Below are 12,304 nucleotides of genomic sequence, written 5' to 3'. Positions count from 1 at the left end.
CCCTTATCACTGGCTAAATCTATAGCAGAGCCAGCGCTGACGAGCTGGCAACAAACAAGGCTATTTTCAGACCTACAATGCGCTAAAAACAGCCACGGTATCGTGCGCCCAGGATCAATAACGATTAGCAGCAATAACGAAGCGCTGTTAGCGTCGTTTAAATATGCACAAATCCTAGTATTTACTGCATGTTAGCTGCAGTTAGCCTGATTTTAACTGCAAATAATTTGCTTGAAGATCAGCTCATCCCGCCATAAATTGATCATCGTCAAGGCCTCCGCGCACCAATCTGCTTAAATTGCATGGATTAAATTGGATCTGTAGCTCTATAGCTTAATTGGATTCATACCTAACCGTAGGAGATCACATGCAACTGGTTTGTCCTGCAGGCAGCCTGCCTGCCCTTAAAGCTGCTGTTCGCCAAGGTGCTGATGCTGTTTATGTTGGTTTTCGCGATGACACCAACGCCCGTCACTTTGCTGGCTTAAACTTTGATGACAAGCAGCTGGAAAACGGCATTGCATTCGCTCAGCAACATAACAAACATGTTTATATTGCGGTCAATACCTATGCCCAACCAGAGGGTTGGAATCGCTGGCAACGCGCTGTTGATCAGGCTGCTGACCTAGGCGTTAATGCTTTAATTGCTGCCGACCCTGGCGTGCTAGCCTATGCCAGCAAACACCATCCTCAGCTCAATTTACACTTATCTGTACAAGGCTCGGCAACCAACGCCGCAGCGTTGGCTTTTTATCAAGACCGTTACAATATTAAGCGTGCAGTATTACCACGGGTACTGTCGCTGGCTCAGGTTAAGCATGTTGCCAGCCAGACTTCAGTGCCTATCGAAGTGTTTGCCTTTGGTAGTTTATGCATCATGGCTGAAGGGCGTTGTCACCTGTCATCATATTTAACCGGTGAATCACCAAACCTTTGCGGTGTCTGCTCACCGGCGAAAGCTGTGCGTTGGAGCAATGAAGACGGTGAACTCACTTCACGTCTCAACGAAGTTCTCATTGACCGCTACAGTGAAGGTGAATCCGCTGGTTATCCGACCCTATGCAAAGGGCGTTTTATGGTCAATGGGCAGCGTTTTCATGCCCTTGAAGAACCGACCAGCCTCGACACCATGGATTTAATCCCTGAGCTGGCAAAAATTGGTGTTAGCGCGGTTAAAATTGAAGGCCGCCAACGCAGCCCTGCCTATACAGAACAAGTCACCCGCGTCTGGCGTGCGGCACTCGATAGCCACCGTAAAGCCCCTGAGCGCTTCCAAGTCGAGCCTAGCTGGCGGCAAACACTGGCTGATTTATCAGAAGGCAGCCAAACCACTCTCGGTGCATACCACCGCTCATGGCAATAGGGGTAAGCATGATGAAGCTTTCTTTAGGCCCAGTATTATTTTTTTGGGAACGCGACACCTTAATGCAGTTTTATGCCGAAATGGCCGAACAGCCACTGGATATTATCTACTTGGGTGAGACTGTGTGTTCAAAGCGACGCTCGCTATCACTGGATGATTGGTTGGGCTTAGCACGTGATATGCAACAACAAAGCAAAGCGCAGGTTGTCGTCTCAGGCCTAACCCTGGTTGAAGCCGCCTCCGAACTCTCTAGCCTGAAGCGCATGTGCAATAACGGTGAGTTTTTGGTAGAAGCCAATGACATGGCAGCGGTACATTTCTTAAGTGAACAAAAGATCCCCTTTGTTGGTGGCCCTGCTTTAAATATTTACAATGGTCATACGCTGGCTGAATTTATTGCAGCCGGGATGATGCGCTGGTCACCACCCGTTGAGTGTTCAGCGAATATTATTTCTTCCGCTTTACAGCAGCTTGATGATCTGGGCGTTACTCGCCCAGAAGTTGAAGTTTTTGCTTACGGGCATTTGCCATTGGCCTACTCTGCTCGCTGCTTTACTGCACGCTCAGAAAACCGACCAAAAGATGATTGCGAGCTGTGCTGTATCAAATACGAAGAAGGCATTCCTTTATTGAGCCAAGAAGGCCAAGCGCTGTTTACCATCAACGGTATTCAAACCATGTCGGCCGAGGTCAATAACTTACTGGCTGACTTCCCAACATTACAAAACGCCGGTGTTGATATTGCTCGCTTAAGCCCGCGCGCTCAAGGCATGAATGATGTCATTGCTGCATGGGATAATGTTCGCCGTGGCGAACCAGCTCCTTTAGCCGTCCAAGGCTGTAACGGCTACTGGCATGGCCGCCCAGGCATGGTTAGCGTTGAGGAGGTCGGTTTATGTTAAGTCGCGCAGCACCTTTTTTATTATCCGCAGGCGATCGCGTTTTACCATTGGCTACGCACTTGCCTTTTTTCGTACAGCGCCTAGCCTTGCAGCGCAGTTTAAATCAGGTGTTTGCTCATGCCATGCAAGATGGCTTATTTGATGTGCTCGAGTCACGCTGGATGCGCTTGCAAGTCAGCGATTTAAACCTATCTTGGTGCCTTAGCAAAGACCCACACAGCAACCGCTTGCTAATTAAAGATAACGCACCAGCCGAGGTCACTATCAGTGGTAACTGGCGTGAGTTTTTGTTGTTGGCTAGCCGTCAAGAAGATCCGGACACTCTATTCTTTCGCCGACGCTTACAGATTGATGGCGATACAGAGCTGGGTTTAGCGGTGAAAAACATGATCGACAGCCTCGACTCTGATGACTTACCCAGCTGGCTATGGAAAACCATTGAAACACTGGGCAAAGAAGCCATGCCTGCCGCCAGCTAATTACAATTAATCACCTTGAGCATCACCCAACTAAGCTCTATTATTATTTTAAATAGTAATAGAGCTTAGTCATGCACACTCGACTGCAAATTGATTGTCCATTTACTGGTCCGCTCGCTACACGGACACAGCAAGCCGTGCAGTCCTCTGCTGAATTAACCAGCCAAAAACCTCGTTTATTCTTGGAAATTTGCACAGCCCCGCCCGTCACTCAAGAAGCCGATAGCATTGACTTATTTACTAATACTACAGCTGCGCGCACGTTCTCAGACATGCACTCTGCGCGCTTGACTGCCAGCAGCGTGACCGGCATTCAAACTAAATCATTTGCGGTAAATAACCCATTAAGCCATATATGTAAGGGGCCAATTCAATGAGCACCAGCAAGCTTGATAAAATACTGGCACAGTCCTACCAAGAGCGTGAAAGCGGTTATCGCCATAAAGCGTTAAAAATGTACCCGCATTTTTGTGGCCGCTGCAGTCGTGAATTCAGTGGCAAAGGATTGAGTGAGCTCACGGTGCACCACCGTGACCACAACCACGACAATAACCCATCTGATGGCTCAAACTGGGAATTACTGTGTTTGTATTGCCACGATAATGAGCACCAACGCCAAGTTGATATGCACTACCAAAAAGAAGAAAGCGCTGGCCAAAAAGGCCCGCAACAAACCTTCAAAGGTCTGGCTGGCTTGGCTGATTTATTGAATAAAGAAAAGACTCAGTAGACTTTTTTAGCTTAGATACAAACCAAGCTGGCAGTTATTGCGTCGCGAATATAACTGCTGTTGTATAAGAAAATAACATTTTTTATGCTAGACACCTCCATAGAAGATGACTATCTTTAATTGTCAGTCTAAGAAGTAGACTACAGCAATAAAAACGACAACTTTGGCAAACAAAGGAAATCTACCATGAAAAAAATTATTGCAGGTGTCATTTTAGCTTCCGCATCAAGCTTTGCTTTAGCTAATGCTAGCGGTCCAGCAGGCTGTGGACTTGGCTCAACGGTTATTTTCCCTGATGCTGATAAGTGGTATCAACATGTAATGGCCGCCACTACTAACGCGACCTCTGGCAATCAAACTTTTGGCATGACATCCGGTACTTTAGGGTGTGAGGCGGCCAATGGCCCTTTGAAATCCGCACAAGTATTTATGGATGAGAATATGGATCAGCTAGCGGCAGATGCGGCGACTGGTCAAGGTGAAACCTTAGCTGCTTTAGCTGAAGTTATGGGTGTTCAAGCTCAAGACAAAGCAGCATTTAATCGCGTCATACAATCTAATTTTGACGTTATGTTTAACGCTGATGCCACTTCATCAACAGCATTTGAAGCAATGACATCTGCTATGGCTACAGATTTAGACCTACAGAAATACTTAGGCTAATTTTTCCTTATGCATCTAAAGCCCGCTTAAGCGGGCTTCTTTTATTGCCAACATAAAGGGTATTAGCATGATAGCTAGGTCTTTAATTGCTAGCTTTTTGTTTTTTTCTTATTCAGCATTTGCCCAAGATACCTCCATACCTGCGGCAGATAGACTCCAACCCCTTGCCAATAGCAAGCAATGGTCGCATCTTCTCCATTATCGCAAGCATCCTTTTACAGGGCGCTATATTAGCCAAAACGATAGCTCTAATTTCTTTTTAGCTGAAAACGGTAAAAGCTCATTAATTGCCGAACTGCAGGCAAACTTACAGCAGTTTTTACAGACTAACTTAGCGGATAATCAATCGGCACAGTGCCAGTTTCCAGCTCGCTACTATTGGCTAAAACAACAATTACCCGAGCTTAAGTTTATTGATCAACCCTGCTCAGAGCTTGAGCAGTGGCGCAAGCAGCTAAGCGCTGAATATTTAACTCTAATATTTCCCGCCTCTCACATTAATTCACCCTCTTCCATGTATGGCCATACGCTTATTCGTCTAGATAAAAAAGACGCTGCAAGCAATAAGTTGCTCGCTTATAGCGTCAACTTTGCCGCTGATGCAGACCCTAACGATAATGAATTGGTATTTTCTTGGAAGGGTTTAACTGGCGGTTATCCAGGCGTAGTTTCGGTATTGCCGTATTATGCGAAAACCAACGAATACTCACATATGGAGTATCGAGATATTTGGGAGTATAAACTCAATCTCAACAAAGACGAAACCGACCAATTTGTCCGTCATATTTGGGAAACCAAAGATACTTTTTTTGATTATTTTTTCTTTGATGAAAACTGCTCTTACCGATTACTCGCCTTATTAGATGCCAGTTCTGAGCGCATTGATGTGACCGATGACTTTACTTTCACCGCCATACCTGTGGATACCATACGGGCATTACAAAAACGCGGTTTAGTAGAGGATACTGACTACCGCCCTTCTGCCGCCAGTGCGATGGAATATAAAAGTGAGCACGTGGCTAAGCATGTACTAGAGACGGCACGCACATTGGTTGAGCAGCCTGATGATATTCAATCCTCAATGCTTAAGCTCAACGAGCAAGAGAAAATACAAGCATTAGAGCTCGCTTATGCCTATGCACGTTATTTAGCCGTACAAAAAAGGAAGGCTAATCCTGTCTTGCGCAAGCGCACATTGGATATTTTATCAGCACGTGCCAAGTACTCTAGCTCTGCTGGTTTTGATGCGATTCCCATGCCCAGCTACCGCGATGACCAAGGTCATTTTAGCCAGCGCATAAGTGTAAAAGGCGGCAGTACGCTGTCTGATACGCGCAGCGGCGCTCGAGCAGATCACTTAGGTTTTATTGACCTTAATTACCGTGCGGCCTTTCATGAAGTCATGGATCCGCCACAAGGTTTTGTACCTGGCTCGCAAATTCAGATGGGTAATTTAAGTTTGAGGTTATGGGATGGTGGTGCGGTAAGGCTTCAGCAACTTCAAATTGTCGATATTCTTTCGCTGACTCATCAAACCCATTTTCAACGCCCTATTGCTTGGTCAGTAAGCGGTGGTTTAGATCGCTTTATTGGTGCCGATGCAGAGTTGTATGGTTATTTGCATACAGGTTTTGGCAAGGCTTGGCTGACATCTGCGGGACGTTTTTACAGCTTGGCACACGTGCAACTGATGGCTGATAATCAATTTCGTAAAGGTGCTCAATTTAGCATCGGGCCTCGTTTAGGCTGGTTGTGGCAAGGCGATCAAATCCAAGCTCAGCTGGAAACAAACTGGCAGGGACTAAGCTGGTTGGATAAAACCAAACGCACCGAAATTAAAGCTCATTTAGGCTGGAGATTATCAACCAACTCACAGCTAAAGCTCGAAGCGAAAAGCCAGCATTTCAAACTCAATCAACACACCAGCGAACAGCATGAGGTGGGAATTGGTCTCAACTGGTATTATTAAAGCCCTTATCACTAAATTTATAAAGCTACATCGTAGTTTACTTTATAAATTATCCACCCTTGTTAGCGTTATCGCTCTTACAGGCTGTACATCTATATCAGCGTTGTTTTTCTACCCACAAAAAACTTTGATTTCAACCCCGAAAGACGCTGGGCTTGCGTACCAAGATGTCTGGCTTAAAGCAGAAGATGGCACAAATCTGCATGCATGGTGGATACCAGCACAGGGCAGCGAGCCAGACTCGAATAGCATGGTGTTATATTTACACGGTAACGCTGAGAATATCTCCAGCCACAGCCACAGTATCTATTGGTTAGCCAAAAGCGGCGTCAGCGTGCTGTCTCTCGATTACCGTGGCTTTGGTGCCTCTGAAGGCAAAGCTCGGCTACCTGAAATGCTGCAAGATCTCGAAGCCGCAGCACTGTGGATGAAGCAAGAGTACCCAGGAAAAAAACTTATCATCTTGGGGCAAAGTATTGGTTCAGTTCTAGCAATCAACTTTACTGCGCAGGCTGCGCAAAAGTATGACATTCACGCTTTGATTTTAGATGCGCCACTGATGAGTATTGCTGCAACCGCCCGCAGCGCCATGAGCAGCAATATCGTTGGCTGGTTTATTTGGCCTTTTACCGTCTTAATTCCTAGTCGGTGGGACTCAATAAAGCATATAGAAAGCATCAATCTTCCTGTGCTGATTATGCACAGCCCAAACGACGAAATTATTCCATATAAACAGGGCAAAAAACTCTATAAAAAGTGGCAACAGGCTCATCCTGAGCAACAACTATGCTGGCTCGACTCCAAAGGCCCGCATATTATGTCATTCGCATTTCCTGAACTAAGAAAAGCGACGTTGCAGTTCATTGCGCATCAGCGCTGCCAAGAGTAAAGCTGACGCATACAAAATACAGTTTTTAAATATTGATGTTGACGCTCTAATACAGCGGCACTGATGCTGCGTAGTGACTTAAATTTAGCAGCATTAATTGAGCAGCATTTAGTACGCAATGATTTGCGCAAATACGCCATTAGCCTGATCTAAATATCAGGTGCTTTTCCCAATCCTCTTGCGCCACCTCCAACTCACTGACCATACGCCCCAGTTGTGAGATGCGCTCAGTATGCACTGCATCCCTATTGCCACAGACCAAATGGTGCCAAACGAACAAGTCTTTACCTTCAGATACGAGGCGGTATGCGCAGGTGCTCGGTAACCACTTAAATGCACCGGCCTGATCAGCGGTCAGCTGAATGCAATCCGGCACAAACGTTTTGCGGTTCGCATAATTACTGCAACGTGCGGTATCTAAATCGAGTAATTTACAAGCGATATTGGTGTAATACACCGCGCCATCGTCTTCATCTTCAAGTTTTTGCAAGCAGCACAAACCACAGCCGTCACACAACGATTCCCATTCTTCCTGATCCAGCTCTGCTAAGCTTTTACGCTTCCAAAACGCTTCAACAATTGCCGCCATACTTTTCTCTACCTACTCTTTTCTACCTACTCCGCTCGACCCATACCGAGCACTAAGCCAAGTGATCCTAGAATTAATCCTGCTTGCATTCAACATTGACCCGCATTCGAATCACTGTTGAATTAAAGCGTGCGGTCACATGCGCAGTTTCACCGGCGCGCACGCGTGTTTTTCGAGTGCGTGGTGCTTCAGGGCCGTTACGAAAGCGCACTTTGCATACGGCATCACGCTGGCCGTAGTTGCTTAAAGAAGCCGAAGCTAAATTATCACTTAAAGCCAAGGTATCAACGGCAATTTGCGCACCATTGAGCGTTTTTTCAACATCAAATGGAAATGCAAGTACTGCGACTGGAAACATCAGCGCCAGCAGTAATGTAAGTTTTCTCATCGTCTCTGCCCCTTCAATTTACCGCAACAGTGTAACGCATCAACACGCATAAGCTGCGTCTACAGTAATAAAAGCCTAGAAAAAATGCTTTATTTGCAAGCATCAGCCATCTATCATCCCCCCACTGAACATCCAGCCCTTTTTCGGCAGGCTTAAATAAACCCTGCAGTTATCTGCTGACCCCTCCATACAGCACAGCATCTTTTAATCGTCTTATGCAAACATTCAACACAATTGTCAGCACCATCAATGACTTGGTATGGGGCCCGCCCATGCTGATTGCTATTTTAGGCAGTGGCCTGTTCTTAATGCTGTCATTAAAATTTATGCCCATCTGCAATATTAAGCGTGGCTTCTTAGAAATTTGGCAGGGCCGCGCCAAGGGTGATGCTAGCACTGGGCAAATCAGCCCATTTGCCGCCCTCATGACCACGCTCGCCGCTACCGTAGGTACCGGTAATATTGCAGGCGTCGCCACTGCGATTGTTTTAGGTGGCCCTGGTGCTCTGTTTTGGATGTGGTGCACAGCACTAGTAGGCATGGCTACCAAGTATTGTGAAGTGGTATTGGCGGTGCATTTTCGTGAAAAAAACGGGCAAAACCATTTTGTTGGCGGGCCCATGTACGCGATTAAGAACGGCCTTGGCCGCAAATGGGCTTGGCTTGGCGCCTGTTTTGCGCTGTTTGGTGGACTAGCCAGCTTTGGTATTGGCAATATGGTGCAAGTCAACAGCATGGCGGCCAGCCTTACTGTTTCTTTTGCCATCCCTGCTTGGCTCAGCGGTCTTTGCATTATGGCCTTGGTAGGCTTGGTGATTTTAGGCGGTATTCAACGTATTGGCGCGGTTGCACAAACCTTAGTGCCCTTTATGTGTTTGGCCTATGTTCTAGCAGCAGCCTTCGTATTGATCGTCAACTATGCAGCCATCCCAGCGGCACTGCTATTGATCCTTGATTCCGCATTTAACGGCCATGCGGCAGTGGGTGGTTTTGCCGGTGCAGCGATGATTGCAGCGATGCGCTTTGGTGTGGCGCGCGGCGTTTTTTCTAATGAGGCAGGTTTAGGTAGCGCCGGTATTGCTCAAGCTGCAGGCACCAGCAAAGACCCTGTTACCTCTGGCTTAATTGGTATGATGGGTACCTTTATTGACACGCTGATTGTTTGCAGCATGACTGGTCTGGCAATTATTTGCTCAGGTGTATGGAGCAACGGTCTAAGCGGTGCAGCACTCTCCTCTGCTGCGTTTGAATCCGCCATGCCTGGCACAGGCAACTATTTATTGACCATCGCATTGGTTATCTTTGCTTTTACCACAATTTTGGGTTGGAGTTATTATGGTGAACGCTGCTGGGAGTTTTTATTTGGTGCACGCGCCATTTTACCCTACCGTCTAATCTGGGTTGCCGTTATACCGCTGGGCGCAATCTCTCAGCTCAACACAGTATGGCTACTGGCAGATACCCTCAACGGCTTAATGGCGCTGCCTAACTTAGTTTCGCTACTGGTGCTCAGCCCAGTGGTGATCAAGCTCACAAAAGATCATTTTGCTCAACACTAAGTGCGTGACGTTAATCATTGTCCTGCTCATTGGCTGCATTAAGTTCAGCATTTGCTACCCGCGATAAGGCGACATTGACACGGCGATTCAGTGCGCGGTTGGCTGCGCTATTGTTGGGCTTTAACGGATAACGCTCACCATGAAAGCGTACAATAATCTGTTCTTCAGCTATGCCCTGCTCTACCAGATAGGCTTTAACGGTCAGTGCACGACGGCGCGAGATATCACGATTACTCAAGCGATTACCCCAGCTGTCTGAGTGGCCATCGAGTTCAATTTGATTGACCGTCGGATCTTCTTTTATAAACTCTACAATTGAGTCGAGACGGCCTTTAGCAGATTCACTGAGAACCATGTTGGTATCAGCGAAAGCAATACGAGTCTGCTTGAGCTGCTCAAAATTATAAGGTAATAGGTCTGCTGTGCAGGTTAAATAACGCTGATACGCATCAGCAAAATGCGCGGGTAGCAGACGTACTTCAAGGGCGTCACCTTCGCTGGTGCGATGACGAATCATTGGTCCTCGCCCTTCAATTAAGGCGGCCAACAATCGCCCTGCCTGGACTTGCGAAGACTGCAGTGTATCCCCCGTATGTGCTACAACAACAGGGCCTAAATTGATATCGTTCACACCTGTTCGCCATGGCGCTGCCGCCGCCAGCAAGGTCGCTGAACCGCGTCCGAGCCAGCGTTCTTGTGACTGCATTTTGAACACAGGGCTTTCACCGGCACGGCGCACAAACTCACCCTGCCCAAAGCCCTTAACACGCTGTGTCAAGCGGCATTCAAAGCGATCGCCAGCAACAACCCATTGCACACTTTCTAAAGGTGTTTGAAAAGTCAGCGCTAGCGCGGGTGTTGTCACCAGACCTGCCAAAATTGAAAACACAGCTAAGCGCATTGCGCTCTCCCATCACCTGAATACTTATTATGCTATCGGTTACAGTTAAGAAAACTTTAAAGCGGATGCCCGCACCGCACTTTTACGGTAGCATTCGATCTATTGTATTTAAATCCACTGATTGGAATTCTTCATGATTGACCGTCTTACCTTGCTGCGGCCCGATGATTGGCATATTCATTTGCGCGATGGCGCGGTTTTAAAAAACACAGTTGCCGATGCAGCGCGCTACTTTGGCCGCGCGATTATTATGCCCAATCTAGTTCCGCCGGTGCGCAACACCATGCAGGCGCAGCAGTACCGTGAGCGCATTTTAAGTGCCCGTCCCAGCCAGAGTGTATTTGAGCCATTAATGGTCATTTACCTCACCGACCATACCTCTGCTGAGGATATTAAAGAGGCCAAAGCCAGTGGTTTTATCCACGCGGCCAAACTCTACCCGGCGGGCGCAACCACCAACTCAGATTCCGGCGTAACAAACATAGAAGCCATTTACCCAGCACTTGAAGCCATGAGCGAGGTTGGCATGCCGCTATTGGTGCACGGTGAAGTGACGCGCAGCGATGTTGATATTTTTGACCGTGAAAAGCGCTTTATTGATGAGCAACTGGTGGGCTTGGTCGGTCGCTTCCCTGCTTTAAAGGTTGTGCTTGAGCACATTACCACCGCCGATGCCGCGCAGTTTGTCACGGCAGCCAGTGACAAGGTGGCAGCAACTATTACCGCCCATCATTTGCTGTATAACCGCAACCATATGCTGGCTGGCGGTATTCGTCCGCATTTTTACTGCTTGCCGATTTTGAAGCGCAACACCCATCAAGATATTTTGCTCGATGCAGCCACCAGCGGTTCGTCTAAATTCTTCTTAGGCACCGACTCTGCCCCACATGCGCAAAATGCTAAAGAAATCGCCTGCGGCTGTGCCGGTTGCTATACCGCCTATGCTGCCATTGAGTTGTATGCTGAAGCTTTTGAGCAGCGTAACGCTCTGGATAAACTTGAAGCCTTTGCCAGCCATTTTGGCGCAGACTTCTATGGCTTACCACGCAACCAAGACAGCATCACTCTGGTGCGCGAGCCTTGGACTGCTCCATCCTCTTTAGAGTTTGCTGATCAACAGTTGGTGCCTTTGCGTGCCGGTGAAACGATAAACTGGCGCGTATTAGGAGCTCAAACATGAGCAAGGATATTCCAGACTACGAGTTCGAATACGAAAACAATGGCAGCAGCGACAAACACAGCGGTGGTTTAAAAACAGCGATGGCACGACGTTTTCGTGGCTATTTACCCGTTGTGATCGATGTAGAAACCGGTGGTTTTAATAGCGCAACCGACGCCTTACTGGAAATTGCCGCAGTGATACCAGCCATGGATGACGAAGGCCTGCTCTATGCCGAACACACCTTGTTTTTTCGTGTTGAGCCCTTTGCTGGCGCCAATATTGAGCAAGCCGCATTAGACTTTACCGGCATTAAGCTTGATCACCCATTGCGCATGGCCGTTTCTGAAGAGCACGCGCTGGCTGAAATATTTAAAAGTGTGCGCAAATCACTGAAAGCCAGCGGCTGTAAGCGCGCTGTCTTAGTGGGTCATAACAGCCACTTTGATTTGGGCTTTTTAAATGCAGCAGTTGAACGCTGCGGCATTAAGCGCAACCCTTTCCACCCGTTCTCAAGCTTTGATACGGCCACGCTCGGCGGCTTAGCTTACGGACAAACAGTCTTAGCCAAAGCCTGTGAAGCAGCCCATATCAGTTTTGATACGCGCGAGGCGCACAATGCTCGCTACGACACTGAAAAAACTGCAGAGTTGTTTTTTGGCATTGTTAATCGCTGGAAGGAAATGGGCGGCTGGGACGATTTCGAATAAACG

At 47.5% G+C, this 12,304-nt stretch carries 14 protein-coding genes; 11 read left to right on the top strand and 3 right to left on the bottom strand.

The genetic code is table 11. From position 1 onward, the window contains the following. The first annotated feature begins 367 nt into the window (after nucleotides 1-367). From FXF61_RS05435 to FXF61_RS05400, 8 genes are all read left to right on the top strand, one after another. Complete coding sequence (locus FXF61_RS05435) at nucleotides 368-1,363, top strand: peptidase U32 family protein (RefSeq protein ID WP_151184307.1); 996 nt, start codon at nucleotides 368-370, stop codon at nucleotides 1,361-1,363. An 11-nt stretch (nucleotides 1,364-1,374) separates the two neighbouring features. Then, nucleotides 1,375-2,265 carry a U32 family peptidase gene (locus tag FXF61_RS05430; RefSeq protein WP_151186015.1) on the top strand — a complete coding sequence of 297 codons (891 nt, stop codon included), beginning with the start codon at nucleotides 1,375-1,377 and terminating at the stop codon, nucleotides 2,263-2,265. Further along, nucleotides 2,259-2,744, top strand: coding sequence for an SCP2 domain-containing protein (locus FXF61_RS05425; protein ID WP_151184306.1), 486 nt, complete (start codon nucleotides 2,259-2,261; stop codon nucleotides 2,742-2,744). Before FXF61_RS05430 ends, FXF61_RS05425 begins: the two co-directional genes overlap by 7 nt. 71 nt (nucleotides 2,745-2,815) lie before the next feature. Continuing rightward, nucleotides 2,816-3,121 carry a YdhR family protein gene (locus FXF61_RS05420; protein WP_151184305.1) on the top strand — a complete coding sequence of 102 codons (306 nt, stop codon included), beginning with the start codon at nucleotides 2,816-2,818 and terminating at the stop codon, nucleotides 3,119-3,121. Then, nucleotides 3,118-3,474: a YajD family HNH nuclease gene (locus FXF61_RS05415; protein WP_151184304.1), complete on the top strand. Its 357-nt coding sequence runs from the start codon at nucleotides 3,118-3,120 to the stop codon at nucleotides 3,472-3,474. Before FXF61_RS05420 ends, FXF61_RS05415 begins: the two co-directional genes overlap by 4 nt. Before the next feature lie 186 nt (nucleotides 3,475-3,660). Then, nucleotides 3,661-4,137, top strand: a complete 477-nt coding sequence (locus tag FXF61_RS05410) for a DUF3015 family protein (RefSeq protein ID WP_151184303.1) — start codon at nucleotides 3,661-3,663, stop codon at nucleotides 4,135-4,137. Nucleotides 4,138-4,204: 67 nt separating this feature from the next. Then, a complete protein-coding gene (locus FXF61_RS05405) occupies nucleotides 4,205-6,106 on the top strand; it encodes a DUF4105 domain-containing protein (protein WP_151184302.1) in 1,902 nt (633 codons plus the stop codon). A gap of 127 nt (nucleotides 6,107-6,233) precedes the next feature. Next, on the top strand, nucleotides 6,234-6,995 hold the full coding sequence (locus tag FXF61_RS05400; RefSeq protein WP_178087268.1) for an alpha/beta hydrolase: 762 nt from the start codon (nucleotides 6,234-6,236) through the stop codon (nucleotides 6,993-6,995). Nucleotides 6,996-7,134: 139 nt separating this feature from the next. Here FXF61_RS05400 and FXF61_RS05395 read toward each other — a convergent pair whose 3' ends face one another. Together FXF61_RS05395 and FXF61_RS05390 are read right to left on the bottom strand one after the other, a co-directional pair. Continuing rightward, on the bottom strand, nucleotides 7,135-7,584 hold the full coding sequence (locus FXF61_RS05395) for a YcgN family cysteine cluster protein (protein WP_151184300.1): 450 nt from the start codon (nucleotides 7,582-7,584) through the stop codon (nucleotides 7,135-7,137). 73 nt (nucleotides 7,585-7,657) lie between these two features. Beyond that, entirely contained in the window at nucleotides 7,658-7,972 is a 315-nt protein-coding gene (locus FXF61_RS05390) for a 3-phosphoglycerate kinase (protein WP_151184299.1), read from the bottom strand. Between the two features lie 215 nt (nucleotides 7,973-8,187). On the opposite strand from FXF61_RS05390, the gene FXF61_RS05385 reads away from it, so the two are divergent. Further along, on the top strand, nucleotides 8,188-9,531 hold the full coding sequence (locus FXF61_RS05385) for a sodium:alanine symporter family protein (RefSeq protein WP_151184298.1): 1,344 nt from the start codon (nucleotides 8,188-8,190) through the stop codon (nucleotides 9,529-9,531). Between the two features lie 10 nt (nucleotides 9,532-9,541). Here FXF61_RS05385 and FXF61_RS05380 read toward each other — a convergent pair whose 3' ends face one another. Further along, a complete protein-coding gene (locus tag FXF61_RS05380; protein ID WP_151184297.1) occupies nucleotides 9,542-10,432 on the bottom strand; it encodes an OmpA family protein in 891 nt (296 codons plus the stop codon). A gap of 133 nt (nucleotides 10,433-10,565) precedes the next feature. On the opposite strand from FXF61_RS05380, the gene pyrC reads away from it, so the two are divergent. Beyond that, nucleotides 10,566-11,612, top strand: coding sequence for a dihydroorotase (pyrC, locus tag FXF61_RS05375; protein ID WP_151184296.1), 1,047 nt, complete (start codon nucleotides 10,566-10,568; stop codon nucleotides 11,610-11,612). Next, entirely contained in the window at nucleotides 11,609-12,301 is a 693-nt protein-coding gene (gene rnt, locus FXF61_RS05370) for a ribonuclease T (RefSeq protein ID WP_151184295.1), read from the top strand. Before pyrC ends, rnt begins: the two co-directional genes overlap by 4 nt. Nucleotides 12,302-12,304 lie beyond the last annotated feature (3 nt).

This window comes from Pseudomonas sp. C27(2019) (assembly GCF_008807395.1).
In the GTDB taxonomy this organism is placed as follows: domain Bacteria; phylum Pseudomonadota; class Gammaproteobacteria; order Pseudomonadales; family Pseudomonadaceae; genus Denitrificimonas.
Note: the sequence above shows the minus strand (reverse complement) of the source record. Positions and strands in the feature narration are given on the sequence as shown.